At 69.0% G+C, this 15562-nt stretch carries 16 protein-coding genes; 10 read left to right on the top strand and 6 right to left on the bottom strand.

All coding sequences use genetic code 11. The features are described from left to right. Positions 1–6 precede the first annotated feature (6 nt). The 4 genes from AC1RAD_RS23285 to AC1RAD_RS23300 all read left to right on the top strand — a co-directional run bounded on the left by AC1RAD_RS23285 (position 7) and on the right by AC1RAD_RS23300 (position 3256). On the top strand, positions 7–927 hold the full coding sequence (locus tag AC1RAD_RS23285; RefSeq protein WP_159274101.1) for a tetratricopeptide repeat protein: 921 nt from the start codon (positions 7–9) through the stop codon (positions 925–927). A gap of 132 nt (positions 928–1059) precedes the next feature. Continuing rightward, positions 1060–1368, top strand: a complete 309-nt coding sequence (locus tag AC1RAD_RS23290) for a helix-turn-helix domain-containing protein (protein ID WP_062481916.1) — start codon at positions 1060–1062, stop codon at positions 1366–1368. Positions 1369–1417: 49 nt separating this feature from the next. Beyond that, positions 1418–2707: a type II toxin-antitoxin system HipA family toxin gene (locus AC1RAD_RS23295; protein ID WP_492737580.1), complete on the top strand. Its 1290-nt coding sequence runs from the start codon at positions 1418–1420 to the stop codon at positions 2705–2707. Positions 2708–2809: 102 nt separating this feature from the next. After that, the gene (locus AC1RAD_RS23300) at positions 2810–3256 is read left to right on the top strand and encodes an META domain-containing protein (RefSeq protein ID WP_307695199.1); all 447 of its coding nucleotides are present in this window, start codon (positions 2810–2812) and stop codon (positions 3254–3256) included. Positions 3257–3271: 15 nt separating this feature from the next. Here AC1RAD_RS23300 and AC1RAD_RS23305 read toward each other — a convergent pair whose 3' ends face one another. From AC1RAD_RS23305 to AC1RAD_RS23315, 3 genes are all read right to left on the bottom strand, one after another. Beyond that, positions 3272–4180, bottom strand: a complete 909-nt coding sequence (locus AC1RAD_RS23305) for a phosphoribosylaminoimidazolesuccinocarboxamide synthase (RefSeq protein WP_062478299.1) — start codon at positions 4178–4180, stop codon at positions 3272–3274. 100 nt (positions 4181–4280) lie between these two features. Then, the gene (gene fba / locus AC1RAD_RS23310) at positions 4281–5345 is read right to left on the bottom strand and encodes a class II fructose-bisphosphate aldolase (protein WP_062478296.1); all 1065 of its coding nucleotides are present in this window, start codon (positions 5343–5345) and stop codon (positions 4281–4283) included. Positions 5346–5499: 154 nt separating this feature from the next. Next, a complete protein-coding gene (locus tag AC1RAD_RS23315) occupies positions 5500–5985 on the bottom strand; it encodes an Lrp/AsnC family transcriptional regulator (protein ID WP_070063218.1) in 486 nt (161 codons plus the stop codon). Positions 5986–6130: 145 nt separating this feature from the next. On the opposite strand from AC1RAD_RS23315, the gene AC1RAD_RS23320 reads away from it, so the two are divergent. Beyond that, a complete protein-coding gene (locus AC1RAD_RS23320; protein ID WP_492737439.1) occupies positions 6131–7147 on the top strand; it encodes a 1-aminocyclopropane-1-carboxylate deaminase in 1017 nt (338 codons plus the stop codon). A 60-nt stretch (positions 7148–7207) separates the two neighbouring features. Here AC1RAD_RS23320 and pyk read toward each other — a convergent pair whose 3' ends face one another. The 3 genes from pyk to AC1RAD_RS23335 form a co-directional block, all read right to left on the bottom strand. After that, positions 7208–8656, bottom strand: a complete 1449-nt coding sequence (gene pyk / locus AC1RAD_RS23325; RefSeq protein ID WP_062478290.1) for a pyruvate kinase — start codon at positions 8654–8656, stop codon at positions 7208–7210. A gap of 105 nt (positions 8657–8761) precedes the next feature. Then, complete coding sequence (locus AC1RAD_RS23330; RefSeq protein WP_390349632.1) at positions 8762–9955, bottom strand: phosphoglycerate kinase; 1194 nt, start codon at positions 9953–9955, stop codon at positions 8762–8764. 92 nt (positions 9956–10047) lie between these two features. After that, on the bottom strand, positions 10048–10956 hold the full coding sequence (locus AC1RAD_RS23335) for a LysR family transcriptional regulator (RefSeq protein ID WP_492737442.1): 909 nt from the start codon (positions 10954–10956) through the stop codon (positions 10048–10050). Positions 10957–11046: 90 nt separating this feature from the next. Here AC1RAD_RS23335 and AC1RAD_RS23340 point away from each other — a divergent pair, with 90 nt between their 5' ends. From AC1RAD_RS23340 to AC1RAD_RS23360, 5 genes are read left to right on the top strand one after another with little or no spacing between them, the layout of a single operon-like run. Further along, entirely contained in the window at positions 11047–11601 is a 555-nt protein-coding gene (locus AC1RAD_RS23340; protein ID WP_492737444.1) for a VOC family protein, read from the top strand. Further along, positions 11594–12715, top strand: coding sequence for an alpha/beta hydrolase family protein (locus tag AC1RAD_RS23345; protein ID WP_492737446.1), 1122 nt, complete (start codon positions 11594–11596; stop codon positions 12713–12715). Before AC1RAD_RS23340 ends, AC1RAD_RS23345 begins: the two co-directional genes overlap by 8 nt. A gap of 7 nt (positions 12716–12722) precedes the next feature. Beyond that, the gene (locus AC1RAD_RS23350; RefSeq protein ID WP_492737448.1) at positions 12723–14378 is read left to right on the top strand and encodes an FAD-dependent oxidoreductase; all 1656 of its coding nucleotides are present in this window, start codon (positions 12723–12725) and stop codon (positions 14376–14378) included. After that, positions 14375–14593, top strand: coding sequence for a DUF2783 domain-containing protein (locus AC1RAD_RS23355; protein ID WP_492737450.1), 219 nt, complete (start codon positions 14375–14377; stop codon positions 14591–14593). The genes AC1RAD_RS23350 and AC1RAD_RS23355 overlap by 4 nt, the downstream gene beginning before the upstream one ends. Then, positions 14590–15555: an MBL fold metallo-hydrolase gene (locus AC1RAD_RS23360; protein WP_492737452.1), complete on the top strand. Its 966-nt coding sequence runs from the start codon at positions 14590–14592 to the stop codon at positions 15553–15555. The genes AC1RAD_RS23355 and AC1RAD_RS23360 overlap by 4 nt, the downstream gene beginning before the upstream one ends. Positions 15556–15562 lie beyond the last annotated feature (7 nt).

Below are 15562 nucleotides of genomic sequence, written 5' to 3' on the forward strand. Positions count from 1 at the left end.
TTCCCGATGATCGACATCACTCTCGAAAATTTCCAGGCCGAGCTGATCGAAGGCTCGGTCGCCACGCCGGTGCTGCTGGACATCTGGGCCGAATGGTGCGGCCCCTGCAAACAGCTCGGCCCGGTGCTCGAAAAGCTCGAAACCGAGTACGCCGGCCGCTTCACGCTGGCCAAGCTGGACGCCGACAAGGTGCCGCAGATTTCCTCGCAGCTGTCCGAGATGTTCGGCGTGCGCAGCATCCCGTTCTGCGTGATGTTCAAGGACGGCCAGCCGGTGGACGGCTTCGTGGGCGCCATTCCGGCCGAGAAGATCCGCGAATTCCTCGACAAGCACGTCCCGGGCGCGGATGAGGCCGAGGCGGCGTCGGAAGGCGCCGCCGCGCAGGAAGCGCTGGCCGAGGGCGACACCCTGGGCGCGCTCGAGAAGCTGCAGCACGCCGTGGCCACCGACCCGGCCAACGACGACGCGCGCTTCGACTACATCAAGCTGCTGCTGCAGGAAGGCCGCATCGACGACGCCAAGGTCGCCTTCGCGCCGGTGATCGCCAAGACCACGCTGGTGCGCCGCTTCGATTCGCTGCAGCGCTGGATGGATGCCATCGATTTCGCCGCACCCGTCACCGGATCGGCGCCGACGCTGGGCGACTTCGACGACAAGATCGCGGCCAACAAGCGCGACTTCGACGCCCGCTTCAACCGCGCCCGCCTGCTGATGGCCGCCCAGCGCTGGACCGACGCGATGGACGAGCTGCTCGACATCCTGATGCGCGACAAGACCTGGAGCGAAGACCTCGCGCGCAAGACCTACATCGCGATCCTCGACGTGATCGAGCCGCCGAAGGTGAAGGTCGCCGACGGGCAGATTCCGCCGGACGATCCGGTCGTGGCCACGTACCGTCGCCGCCTGAGCAGCGTGGTGCTGAGCTGAACGGCTGAACGACGCATTGCGCCTTTCAGTGCGCAATTGAACAAGAAAGCGACCTGAGGGTCGCTTTCTTGTTGCCGCCACCGCCCCATATAGATAGCATTGCTACTCAATTTCCGATAAAAGCGCATTGCAATGCTCCAACTGACCGAAGAACTCGAAAAAGCCCGCAAGGCCGGCGGCCTGAGCCAGGAGGCGCTGGCCACGCGCGCCGGGCTGTCACGCATGACGGTGCAGCGCATCGAAAGCGGCCAGATCGATCCGCGCCTGTCGACGCTGCTCGAAATGGCGCGCGTGCTGGGGCTCGAGCTGATGCCGGTGCCCGCCAGCCTGCGCCCGCAGCTCGAAGACTTCGTGCGCTCGGGCGGTCGCCTGCTCGGCCAGCCGGCGGGCGTGGGCGCGCCGCCGTCCATCGCGCAGAGCCTGGCCGACGAGAACCGGTGAGGCGGTGAGCACGCGCGCCGTCTTCAACACGGGCATCCGCTACCTGCGGATGCACCTGCATCTGCCCGGTGGCGGGCGGCGCGCCATCGGTTACCTCTCGCAGTACGGCGACATCCTGCGCGTGTCGTTCGACGAGGCCTACATCGCCGACGCGGGCCGGCCCACGCTGTCCCTCGCGTACCGCGGTGCCGACGAGGCCGCGACCCGCGCCATCCTGGCTTCGGCGCGCGACGCCCGCGTCTCGCGCAGCGACGGCCGCTGGCCCAGCTACTTCCAGAACCTGCTGCCCGAGGGCCACAACCGCGAGCGCCTGGCGCAGCAACGCGGCTGCGCGGCCGACGACGAGTTCGAGCTGCTGGCCGCCGCCGGGCACGACCTCATGGGCGCGCTCGAGGTCGAGCCCGTGCCCACGTCCGAGGGCATTCCCGACACCGTGCGCCACTGGCACACGGCGCTGGGGCTCGACGTGCTCGAACCCGGCTTCGTCGAGATGCCGGTGGAAGACGCCGCCGCCATCCCCGGCGTGGTGACCAAGTTCTCGGCGGTGCAGGACGGACGCCGCTACGTGGTCAAGCGCCACGGTGCGGCGGGCTCGTTCATCCTCAAGCTGCCGAGCACGCGCCACCCCGACCTGGTCGCCAACGAATACACCGGCTACCGCCTGTGCGGCGCGCTCGGCCTCGACTGCGCGCAGGCCCACGTGATCGACCGCGCCGACGCCGACCTGCCCGAGCAGGTGCCCTTCGCGCAGATCCTGGCGGTGCGCCGCTTCGACCGCACGCCCGAGGGCGGGCGCATCCACATGGAAGAGTTCGCGCAGGTGCTGCAGTACGAGCCGCGCCAGAAGTACGGCCGCGGGCTGGCCACCGACTGGCCCGCCATGCTGCGCGTGCTCGACCGCCTGTCGCCGAACCCGGTGGCCGACGTGCGCGAGTGCGTGCGCCGCCTCGTGGCCTTCATCCTGCTGGGCAACAGCGACGCGCACCTGAAGAACTGGGCGCTTCGCTACCCCGACGGCGTGGCGCCGGTGCTCGCGCCGCTGTACGACCCGGTCTGCGTGGCCGCCTTCTTCGAGGACGTGCCGGCGCGCGACTACGGCGTCAACCGCGCCATCGACGCCACGCTGCGCGCCTTCGACGGGGCGGCGCTGGAGGCGCTGCTGCGCACGGCCGGGCTGCTGCGGCCGGCGCGCTTGATGGCCATCGCGCGCGACACCGTGCGCCAGGCCCAGGCCGAGTGGCCCGCGCTGCTGGCGCAGGACGGCACGCCGGCCAGCGTGCGCCGCTGCGTCGAGGCGCGCCTCGCGGGCGGCGTGGCCCTCGCCAGCCTCGCGGCCTGAAGAAGCCCGGATGCGCCATCGGGCCTGTCTTCGCACCGGCCACGGCGTCGCATACGATGGCGCCGGTTTTAACTTGTTGCAGATTGAAAAGGAAAATTGGCCATGCGTTCCTTCGCCCGCCGTACCGCGCTCCCCGCCGTTGCCTCGGCCGCGCTGCTGCTGACCGCCCTGACCGGTTGCGGCAGCGGCATCAGCCTCGACGAGCCGATCGAAGGGCCGGTGTGGCGCCTGGTGCAGCTGGGCGACGAGCCCATCGCGCCGGGCGGCGATGCGCAGCTGCAGTTCGATCGCAACAGCGGACGGGTGAGCGGGTCGGGCGGCTGCAACCGCGTCACGGGATCGTTCACGCGCGCGGGCGTGTCGCTCAAGCTCGGCCAGATGGCCGCGACCCGCATGGCCTGCGCCGACCCGGTGCGCGGCGCCAACGAGGCGCAGTTCCTGTCGGCGCTGCAGAACACGGCCAGCTACCGGCTGGCGCCGGGGCGGCTCGCGCTGCTCGATGGCAGCGGCCGCACGGTCGCGCTGCTCAGCAGCGGCACGACGCGTTAAAGACGAAAAAACAGGTCAGCCGTGGGTGAGGCGGTCCAGCGCCTCACGGTACTTGGCCGCCGTCTTCTCGATGACTTCGGCCGGCAGGCGCGGCGCCGGGGGGGTCTTGTCCCAAGGCTTGCCGTTGATCTTGGTGGCCTCGAGCCAGTCGCGCACGAACTGCTTGTCGTAGCTCGGCGGGTTGGTGCCGGCGGCCAGCGCGGCCTCGTAGCCCTCGACCGGCCAGTAGCGCGAGCTGTCGGGCGTGAGCACCTCGTCCATCAGCACCAGCGTGTCGTTCTCGTCCAGGCCGAACTCGAACTTGGTGTCGGCAATGATCATCCCCTTGGCGAGCGCGATCTGGGCCGCCGCCTCGTAGATGGCGATGCTGACCTCGCGGATCTGCTGGGCCAGCTTGGGGCCGACGACCTCGACCACGCGCTCGTAGCTGATGTTCTCGTCGTGCTCGCCGGCCGCGGCCTTGGCTGCGGGCGTGAAGATCGGGCGCGGCAGCTTGCTCGCGTTGGTCAGGCCCTCGGGCAGCGGCACGCCGCAGACGGCGCGGTTGTCCTGGTATTCCTTCCAGCCGCTGCCGGCCAGGTAGCCGCGCACCACGGCCTCCACCGGGATCGGACGCAGGCGCTTGACCAGCATCGAGCGGCCCGTGACCTGCGCCACCTCGTCGGGTTGCACCACGCTCTCGGGCGCCTCGCCCGTCAGGTGGTTGGGGCACAGCGCGCCCAGGCGGTCGAACCACCACAGCGCCATCTTGGTGAGGATCTCGCCCTTGCCCGGGATGGGCTCGCCCATGATCACGTCGAAGGCGCTGAGCCGGTCGCTCGCGACCATCAGGATGCGGTCTTCGCCGACGGCGTAGTTGTCGCGCACCTTGCCGCGCGCAAGCAGGGGCAGGCTCTGGATGGAAGAGGTGTGAACGGTGGTCATGGACGGATGCTCGGCTGGGAAACGGTGACGGGAAAAGCGGATTGTGCGCGCAGAAAAAAGCCACCGCGAGCGGTGGCCTGCGGCGCGCAGTCTGTCTTCGTTAGATGACTTGCTGCGCCAGGTCGCCCTTGGCGTACTTGGCGGCAACGACCTGCAGCGTGTCGCCCTTGATCTTGGCGCCCTGGCCTTCGCAGCCGAACTCGATGTAGCGCTGCTTGCAGATCTGCTTGGCGGCTTCGCGCGCGGGCTTGAGCCACTCGCGGGCGTCGAACTTCTCGGGGTTCTCGGCCAGGAACTTGCGCACCGCGCCGGTCATCGCCAGGCGGATGTCGGTGTCGATGTTGATCTTGCGCACACCGTACTTGATGGCTTCCTGGATTTCCTCGACGGGCACGCCGTAGGTTTCCTTCATGTTGCCGCCGTATTTGCGGATGATTTCCAGCAGGTCCTGCGGCACCGACGACGAGCCGTGCATCACCAGGTGGGTGTTGGGCAGGCGGGCGTGGATTTCCTTCACGCGCTGGATCGACAGGATGTCGCCCGTGGGCTTGCGCGTGAACTTGTAGGCGCCGTGGCTGGTGCCGATGGCGATGGCCAGCGCGTCCAGCTGCGTGGCCTTCACGAACTGGGCGGCTTCTTCCGGATCGGTGAGCAGCGACGCATGGTCGAGCACGCCTTCGGCGCCGATGCCGTCTTCTTCACCGGCCATGCCGGTTTCGAGCGAGCCCAGGCAGCCCAGCTCGCCTTCGACCGTGACGCCGACCTTGTGGGCCAGTTCGACCACCTTGCGGGTCACGTCGACGTTGTAGTCGAACGAGGCGGGCGTCTTGCCGTCTTCGTGCAGCGAGCCGTCCATCATCACGGACGAGAAGCCCAGGTCGATCGCGCCCTGGCAGATGGCCGGGCTCTGGCCGTGGTCCTGGTGCATCACCAGCGGGATGTTCGGGTACTGCTCGATGGCGGCCTGGATCAGGTGCTTGATGAAGGCTTCACCCGCGTATTTGCGGGCGCCGGCGCTGGCCTGCAGGATGACGGGCGCGCCGGTTTCCTTGGCGGCCTCCATGACGGCCTGGACCTGTTCGAGGTTGTTGACGTTGAAGGCCGGAATGCCGTAGCCGTTGGCGGCGGCGTGGTCCAGCAGTTCGCGCATCGAGACGAGTGCCATGGGAAATACCTCGTGGGAATAGAAAAAGACGGGAAAAAGAGAAGGCGGAAAGTCGGGAGAAAACTACCCCGATTCTACCGAGCCCCCTTGTGGGACAGGGCCGACGCCACCCCGGGCGCCACGGGTACTGGCGCGCAGCTCTTTTTCAACTTTTTCAGATCGGCAACTGCGTGGTCGACAGCACCTGCTTGAGCACCACGAAGGTCCGGATCTGCCGCACGCCCGGCAGGTACAGCAGCTGCTCGGCATGCAGGCGGTTGAAGCTGTCGTTGTCGCGGGTGCGCACGAGCATGAAGTAGTCGAATTCGCCCGTGACGACGTGGCATTCGAGGCAGCCCGACACCTTCTGCGCCGCCTTCTCGAAATCAGCGAAGGAGTCGGGCGTGGAGCGGTCGAGCACCACGCCGATCATCACGAGCATGCCGACCTCGAGCGCATCGGGGTCCAGCAGGGCGACCACGCCCTTGATGAAGCCCGCGGCCCGGAGCCGCTCGACCCGCCGCAGGCAGGCCGGCGCGCTGAGGTTCACCTTGGCGGCCAGCGCCACGTTCGACACCGAGGCGTCGCGCTGCAGGGCGCGCAGGATGGCGCGGTCGGTGCGGTCGAGCTCCGTCGGGGCACGCAACTTTGTTGTGCTCATGGCTTCCTTTCCAGATGAAAAGCCTTCTGTATGGCGATACTGCCTTCTTTTGAGCGACGAAGCCAGCCAACTTCGCAAGCACATTGCAAAGCCTTCTTCCTACGATCGACAGCTTCAACCCCTCACCGCTTTTGGAGCTGCGTCGATGAACCTGAAGAAATTCCCCCGCCACGCCCTGACCTTCGGCCCCACGCCGATCCAGCCGCTGAAGCGCCTGAGCGCCCACCTGGGCGGCAAGGTCGATCTCTACGCCAAGCGCGAGGACTGCAACAGCGGCCTGGCCTTCGGCGGCAACAAGACGCGCAAGCTGGAGTACCTGATCCCCGAGGCGCTCGAAGGCGGCTACGACACGCTGGTGTCCATCGGCGGCATCCAGTCGAACCAGACGCGCCAAGTGGCGGCCGTGGCCGCGCACCTGGGCCTGAAGTGCGTGCTGGTGCAGGAGAACTGGGTCAACTACTCCGACGCGGTGTACGACCGGGTCGGCAACATCGAGATGTCGCGCATCCTCGGCGCCGACGTGCGGCTGGACGCAGCCGGCTTCGACATCGGCATCCGCCAGAGCTGGGAACAGGCCATGGCCGACGTGCGCGCGGCCGGCGGCAAGCCCTTCCCGATCCCGGCGGGCTGCTCGGAGCACCCGCGCGGCGGGCTGGGCTTCGTGGGCTTTGCCGAGGAAGTGCGCCAGCAGGAGGCCGAGCTGGGCTTCAAGTTCGACTACATCGTGGTCTGCTCGGTCACGGGCAGCACGCAGGCCGGCATGGTGGTGGGCTTCGCCGCCGACGGGCGCGCCGAGCGCGTGATCGGCATCGACGCCTCGGCCAAGCCGCAGCAGACCTACGAGCAGATCCTGCGCATCGCCAGAAACACGGCCGAGCTGGTCGAGCTGGGCCGCGACATCACCGAGAAAGACGTGGTGCTCGACCGCCGCTTCGGCGGGCCCGAGTACGGCCTGCCGAACGAAGGCACGCTGGAGGCGATCCGGTTGAGCGCGCGCTTCGAGGGCATGCTGACCGACCCGGTGTACGAGGGCAAGTCGATGCACGGGATGATCGAGAAGGTGCGGCTGGGCGAATTCCCGGCGGGCTCGAAGGTGCTCTACGCGCACCTGGGCGGTGTGCCCGCGCTGAACGCCTACAGCTTCCTGTTCCGCAACGGCTGAACCAGACGGCGCAATGAAAAAGGCCGGCATGTGCCGGCCTTTGCTTTGCTGCGAACGAACTCAGCTCGCGCGGCAGATCTTCAGCATGTTGGTGCCGCCGGGCGCGCCCATCGGCTCGCCGCAGGTGATGGCGTACACGTCGCCGCTTTGCACGATGCCGCGCTTCTTCAGATGGCTCTCGGCCTGGCGCAGCGCGGTGTCGCGGTCGCTTTCCGAATCCATGAGCAGCGGGCGCACGTTGCGGTACAGCGCCAGCTTGCGCTGCGTGGCCAGGCGCGAGGTCAGGGCGTACATGGGAATGTGTGCGCGGTGGCGGCTCATCCACAGGATGGTGGAGCCCGACTCGGTCAGCGCCACGATGGCCTTGGCGCCCAGGTGGTGCGCCGTGAACAGCGCGCCCATCGCGATCGACTGGTCGATGCGGCTGTAGGTCTTGCCGCTGAAGTCGGCGTCGAGCGTCTTGTCTTCGGCGGCCTCGGCGGCTTCGCAGATGCGGCTCATTTCCTGGACGGTCTCGAGCGGGTAGCGGCCCGAGGCGGTTTCGGCGGAGAGCATCACGGCGTCGGTGCCGTCGAGCACGGCGTTGGCCACGTCGCTCACCTCGGCGCGGGTGGGCACGGGGTTGGTGATCATCGACTCCATCATCTGGGTCGCGGTGATGACCACCTTGTCCATGTCGCGCGCCATGCGGATCATCTTTTTCTGCAGCGCCGGCACGGCGGCGTTGCCCACTTCCACGGCCAGGTCGCCGCGGGCGACCATGATGCCGTCGCTGGCGCGCAGGATTTCTTCCAGCTTCGGGATGGCTTCGGCGCGTTCGATCTTGGCGATCATGCCGGGCTTGTGGCCGTACTCGGCGGCCGCCACGTTGCACAGCTGGCGCGCCATTTCCATGTCGGTGGCGTTCTTGGGGAAGCTCACGGCCACATAGTCGGCCTGGAAGCTCATCGCGGTCTTGATGTCTTCCATGTCCTTGGCCGTCAACGCGGGCGCCGTGAGGCCGCCGCCCTGCTTGTTGATGCCCTTGTTGTTCGACAGCTCGCCGCCGAGCTTGACGGTGGTGTGCACCGCCTCGCCCTTGACGCCATCGACCGTGAGCACGATCAGGCCGTCGTTGAGCAGCAGCTTGTCGCCGGGCTTCACGTCGCGCGGCAGGTCCTTGTAGTCCAAGCCCACGGCATCGACGTCGCCCAGCTCGGTGCGCGAGGCGTCGAGCACGAACTTGGCGCCGGGTTCGAGCCAGATCTTGCCCTGCGCGAACTTGCCGACGCGGATCTTCGGGCCCTGCAGGTCGGCCATGATGGCCACTTCGCGGCCAGCCTTGCGGGCCGCCTCACGCACCATGGTGGCGCGGTCGATGTGGTCCTGCGCCGTACCGTGGCTGAAGTTCAGCCGCACCACGCTGACCTTGGCCAGGATCATCTGTTCCAGCAATTCCGGCGTGCTGGAGGCGGGGCCGAGGGTGGCGACGATCTTGGTGGCGTGGCGGGGGATGCGGTCCGAGCTCATGAAGGGGGTCTCCGTTTTGTATTCGCTACTGTATACACTTTGTGTGTCGAACGGAAGTCAGTCGCCACGGGGGATTTCCCTCCCGTGGCCGGACCGCCGCCGGAATCAGCCCGCCGCGCGCTTGGCCAGGATCTCGAAGGCCGGCAGGGTCTTGCCCTCCAGCACTTCGAGGAAGGCACCGCCGCCGGTCGAGATGTAACCGACCTGCTTTTCGATGCCGTACTTGGCGATGGCCGCCAGGGTGTCGCCGCCGCCGGCGATCGAGAAGGCGCTGCTTTCGGCAATGGCTTGCGCGATGGCCTTCGTGCCGCCCGCGAAGGCGTCGAACTCGAACACGCCCACGGGGCCGTTCCAGACGATGGTGCCGGCTTCGCGCAGCTGCGCGGCCAGGATGGCCGAGGTCTTCGGGCCGATGTCCAGGATCAGGTCGTCCTCGGCCACGTCGGTGGCGGCCTTGACGGTGGCGGGCGCGTCGGCCGCGAAGGTCTTGGCCGTGACCACGTCCACCGGGATCGGCACGTCGGCGCCGCGCGCGCGCATGGCGTCGATCACGGCCTTGGCCTGGTCGAGCAGGTCGGGCTCGGCCAGCGACTTGCCGATCGACAGGCCCGCGGCCAGCATGAAGGTGTTGGCGATGCCGCCGCCGACGATCAGCTGGTCGACGTTGGCCGACAGGCTCTTGAGGATGGTGAGCTTGGTGCTGACCTTCGAGCCCGCCACGATGGCGACCAGCGGGCGCTTGGGCTGGGCCAGCGCCTTGGTGATGGCGTCGATCTCGGCCGCCAGCAGCGGGCCGGCCGCGGCCACCTTGGCGAACTGGGCGATGCCGTAGGTGGTGGCTTCGGCGCGGTGGGCGGTGCCGAAGGCGTCGTTCACGTAGATGTCGGTGAGCGCGGCCAGCTTGCGGGCCAGCGCTTCGTCGTTCTTCTTCTCGCCCTTGTTGACGCGGCAGTTCTCCAGCAGCACGACCTGGCCGGGCTTGACGTCGACGCCGTCGACCCAGTTGGCCACCAGCGGCACTTCACGGCCCAGCAGCTCGCCCAGGCGCTGGGCGACGGGCGCCAGCGAGTCTTCGGGCTTGAACTCGCCTTCGGTCGGGCGACCCAGGTGCGAGGTGACCATCACGGCCGCGCCGGCGTCGAGCGCCAGCTGGATGCAGGGCACCGAGGCGCGGATGCGCGTGTCTTCGGTGATGCGGCCGGCATCGTCCTGCGGCACGTTGAGGTCGGCACGGATGAAGACGCGCTGGCCGGCGGCCTTGCCTTGCGCACAGAGGTCGGTGAATCGAATGACGTTCATGGGTCTGAGGATGGTGAAAGACGGGACTGCCCGCATTGTAGTTTTCGCCCTCTGGCGCCCCTGCGCGTCTCTTGCGGGGCGCTGATGCTTTTTCAGGCCTTCGCCTGCGCGGTCGCGAACTGTTCGAGGATGCCGACGAAACTCGCCGCCGCGGGCGACAGCGAGCGCCGCGCCGCGCTGTACACGCAGACCTCGCGGTGGAAGTCGGGCGACTCGAGCCGCACCATCTGCAGCCCGTGCGCGCGCACCAGCGACGCCGAGTAGGTCGGGCACACGGTCAGCCCCAGGCCCGAGGCCACCATGCCCAGCGCGGTGGTCATGTACGACACCTCCTGCGTGCCCGGCCGCATCAGGAAAGCGCGCTCCTCCGCCCCCAGCTCGGGCAGCACGCGCTGGCGGAAGTCGCGCGTGGGCGCGATGAAGGTGTAGGGCCCCAGCTCGTGCCAGCGCACCTTGCGGCGGTTGGCAAAGGCGTGGCCGGGCGGGCAGATCAGCCAGTGGCGGTCGCGGAACAGCGTGCGGCGCTCGATGGCGGCGGCGTCCACCGCCACGTCCTGGCCCACGGCCAGCTCGACGTCGCCGGCCGCCACGCCCAGCAGCAGGTGCTCGGGCAGCGTGTCGGCCAGGCGCACGTCCACGTCGGGGTACGCCTCGCGGTAGGCGGCGATCACGCGCGGCATCAGCGTGCAGGCCATGAGCTGCGGCGCTGCGAGCCGCAACAGCCCTTTCTTCTTGTCACGCAAATCGGTCACGCCCGCGACCGCGCTCGTGAGGTCGCCGAGCAGCCGGTGCACCGACGGCAGGAACTCGCGCCCCGCCTCCGACAGCTGCACGCGCCGCGTGTTGCGGTCGAGCAGCTGCACGCCCATCTCACGCTCGAGCTCGCGCACCAGCACGCTGAGCGCCGACTGCGTGAGGTGCAGCTGCCCGGCAGCGGTGGTGAAGCTGCCGGTTTCGGCCACGGCGGCGAAGGCGCGCAGCTGGCGCAGGGTGAGGTTCATATATATGGTTATTTCATCAATCGATGAATTAATTTCGATTGCATCATAAGACGCAGCATTGCCCAATCGCGGCCTCAACGGAGACACGACATGCCGACGACCGCCACCCCCACGGCGCCCCCACCCATTCGCGGGCTGCACCACTTCGCCTGGCGCTGCCGCGACAGCGAGGAAACCCGCCACTTCTACGAAGACCTGCTGGGCCTGCCGCTGGCCCACGTCATCAAGAACGACCACGTGCCGAGCACGGGCGAGTACTGCCCCTACGTGCACATCTTTTTCCAGATGCGCGACGGCGCGTACATCGCCTTCTTCGACCTGGGCGACGACACCGCCGCGCTGCCCTCGCCCAACACGCCTTCGTGGGTGAACCACATCGCGCTGCGCGTCGACTCGGGGGCCGACCTGCTGGCCGCCAAGGCGCGGCTCGAAGGCGCGGGCATCGAGGTGCTGGGCGTGACCGACCACCACATCATCGAGTCGATCTACTTCTTCGACCCCAACGGCATCCGCGTGGAACTCACCACGCCGACCGTGCCGCAAACCGAAATGGACGCGCACGCGCGCCATGCCCATGCCGACCTCGACGCGTGGACCGCGCGCAAGGCGGCGCTTCGCGCAGCGAAAGGCGCGCCGCATGTCTGAGCTGCAACTCGCCGTCATCGACGTGAAGCCCGGCGCGGCCATGGACAGCCAGTCGGGCCTGCAGCTGCTGCGCCCGCGCATCTACGGCGCCTTCCGCGCGCCGCCGGGGCCGAAAAAGATCGCGGCCATCGTGATGCACCCGACCAGCAACTTCATGGGCCACTACCTCATCGGCCCTCTGGCCGAGCGCGGCATCTGCTGCATGGGCCTGAACTCGCGCTTCGTCGGCAACGACACGGTGCTGCTGATGGAGCGTGCGATTCAAGACCTGGGCGCCGGCGTGCAGTACCTGCGCGCGGCCGGCTACGAGAAGGTGTTCCTGGTCGGCAACTCGGGCGGCGCGGCGCTCTCGGCCTTCTACCAGGCGCAGGCCGAGCAGCTCACGGCCACGCACCTGCCCGACGGCGACCCGACGCACCTGCACGCCAGCGACCTGCCCCCAGTGGACGGCCTCGCGCTGTGCGCCGCGCACCTGGGCCGCACGCGGCTGATGCGCGACTGGATCGACCCGTCGGTCACCGACGAGCACGACCCGCTCTCGGTCGACCCCGAGCTCGACATGTACGACCCGCGCCACCGCGTGCCCTACGAGGCCGAGTTTCTCGCGCGCTTCAGCGCGGCGCAGAAGGCGCGGATGGACCGCATCGAGCAGTGGTGCCTCGATCGCCTCGCGCTGCTGCGCGGCACACCCGGCGCGCCGCGCGACCAGACCTTCGTCGTCTACCGCACGCACGCCGATCCGCGCTGCGTCGACCTGTCGCTCGATGCCAACGCACGCCTGCCCGGCAGCGTCTGGGGCGATGCGCGGCAGGTGAACTATTCGGCCAACGCGATGGGCCGCACCACCTCGCTCACCGCGTTCCTCTCGCAGTGGTCGTCGCGCTCGCAGGCCGACGGGCCCACCAACCTCGCGCGCACCACGGTGCCGAAACTGCTGCTGACCTACACCGGCGACCAGTCGACCTTCCCGAGCACGCGCGACGCGTGGATGGCCGCGGGCGGCGCGCGCATCCGCAACGTCGACATCGTCGGCGGCAACCACTACCTGGCGGGCCAGCCCGAGCTGATCCCGCAGGCGGCCGATGCCATCGCCGAGTTCGCGCACGCGCTGTAGAAGAGCCATGGAAAACTTTGCATTCGCACCGGCCTACGAGTTGCCGGTCTGGCCCTTCACGCCACCGCCCGAGCTGAACGGCACGACCGTCGCGCGCCATCCGATCGTGATCGTCGGCGCCGGCCCCTCGGGCCTCACGCTGGCCTGCGACCTCGCGCAACGCGGCGTGCGCGCCGTGCTGCTCGACGAGGACGACACCGTGGGCGTGCGCGGCGCCTCGTCGCGCGGCATCTGCTACGCGCAGAAGAGCCTGGAGATCTTCGAGCGCCTGGGCATCTACGAACGCATCGCGGCCAAGGGCGTCACCTGGTCGTTCGGGCGCACCTTCTCGGGCAACGAGGAGGTCTACAACTTCAACCTGCAGGCCAACAGCGTCTCGACGCAGCCGCCCTTCATCAACCTGCAGCAGTTCTACATCGAGTGGTTCCTGGTCGATCGCATTCTCGAACTCGGCGTGACCGACCTGCGCTGGAAGAGCCGCGTGACGCGCGTCGAGCCGCTGGCCGACGGCGTGCGCATCGACATCGAGACGCCCGCCGGCAGCTACACGATCGAGGCCGATCACCTGATCGACGCCACGGGCGCGAACAGCCCGATCCGCACGCAGCTCGGCGTGGCATCGCATGTCTCGCGCAGCACCGACCGCTGGTGCATCAGCGACGTGCGCTTCGAAAAACCGCTGCCCACCGAACGCTGGACCTGGGTCGACGCGCCCTTCAACGAAGGCCGCGGCGTGTGGCAGCACCTGATGGCCGACGGCGTGTGGCGCATCGACTACCAGATGCCCGAAGACTGCGACCCGGCCGAGATCAGCCGCCCCGAAGTGGCCGGCGCGCGGCTGCGCGAACAGCTCGGGCCCGACGTGGCCTTCGAGTTCGTGTGGATCGGACCGTATGGCTACCGCGACCACCTGCTCGAGCGCTTTCGCCACGGCCGCGTGTGCTTCATCGGCGACGCCGCGCACGTGGTGAGCCCCTTCGGCGCGCGCGGCGGCAACACCGGCATCCAGGATGCGGCCAACCTCGGCTGGAAGCTCGCGTTGGTCGCGCAGGGGCAGGCCGGCGACGCGCTGCTCGACAGCTACGACGCCGAGCGCCGCCCGGCCGCGCAGGAGAACCTGACGGTCACGAGCCGTTCCGCGCGCTTCCTCGCGCCGCGCTCGCCGGCCGAGCACACGCTGCGCCGCGCCGTGGTGGCACTGGCCAAGCGCCACACCTTCGCGCGGGCGCTGGTCAACACGGGCCGCATGTCGGTCGCCAACGACTACCCCGCCGCGCCGCTGCTGCCCGAAGGCGCGCGCACGGTGCAGAACCTGCCGCTGTGCTGGGCCGATGGGCGCGAGACCACGCTGATGCAACTGCTGGCCGAGGGCACGCAGTGCCTGGGTCTGTGGTTCGCGCCGACGCGCGCGCAGGCGCAGGCCGCGTGCGATGCCACGGCCGCACTGCCGCTGCGCCTGCTGGCCGTGGGCGGCGACAGCGGCCTGCCGACCTTGCAGGCCGACGAGACGCTGGCGAGCCACCTCGGCATCGACCCCAGCGTGGGCGGCTTCGTGCTCGTGCGCCCCGATGCCTACCGCGCTGCGCTCCTTGCGCAAGCCACCCCCGACACGATCGCCGCCGCCGTCCGCACGGCGCTCGCACTCACCGCTTCGTCCTCATGATCACCGAGCCCCGCATCCCCGACCCCGACGGCTTCTACGCCGCCCTGCTGGCCGCGCACGAAGGCCGCACCGAGGCGCAGAGCGCCGACCTCAACGCGCGCCTCGTGCTGCTGCTGGCCAACCAGTGCGCCGACCAGGCCGTGCTGCTCGCGTGCATCCGCGCAGCAGCCGAGGCCGAAGAAGACACCCCCCCGACCACGACACCCACCCCATGACCGCCACCGTCTCTTTCGCTTCCGCCTCCGATACCCGCGAGCAGAAGCCCCGGCTGCAGGAACTCGCACCAGGCGCCTACGGCTACATCAGCGACTTCGATCCCAACTGCGGCTTCGTCGTCGGCGAGGAGCAGGTGGTGCTGATCGACACCCGCCCCACCCCGCGCATGGCGCGCGACTTCCTGGCGGCGATCCGCAGCGTGACCGACAAGCCGATCCGCACCATCGTGCTCACGCACTACCACGCGGTGCGCGTGATGGGCGCGAGCGCCTTCGACGAAGTGCAGGAGATCGTCGCCAGCAACGGCACGCTCGACTGGATCCGCACGCGCGGCCAGGCCGACTTCGAATCGGAGGTGGGCCGCTTCCCGCGCCTGTTCGCGGGCGTGGAAGAGATTCCGGGCCTGACCTTCCCGACCACGGTCTTCGAGCGCGAGATGGCGCTGCAGCTGGGCGGTGGCCGTGAACTGCGGCTCATGGCGCTGGGCCGCGGCCATTCGAGCGGCGACACCGTGGCCTGGCTGCCCGACAGCGGCGTGCTGTTTGCGGGCGACGTGGTCGAGAACCACTGCGGCGTGTACGCGGGCGACGCCTACATCGGCGACTGGGCCGGCACGCTCGACGCGGTGCGCGCGCTGCAGCCGCGCGTGCTGGTGCCCGGGCGTGGCGCGGTGCTGCAGGGCGAAACCGCCTGCGCCGAGGCGATCGGGCTCACGAAGGACTTTCTCTCGACGCTGCTCGACAGCGTGCGCGCGGGCATCGCCGCGGGCGAGACGCTCAAGGACTGCTTCGCGCGCGCCGAGGCGGCGATGACGCCGCGCTTCGGCGGCTGGCCGGTGTTCCAGCACGTGCTGCCCTTCGACGTCTCGCGCGCCTACGACGAGCTGCGCGGCATCGAGCACCCCGTCGTGTGGACCGCCGAGCGCGACCGCGAGCTCTGGCAGGTCCTGCGCGGCACCTGAGCCGCCC

Source organism: Variovorax sp. GW823-FHT04B03, from assembly GCF_058796495.1.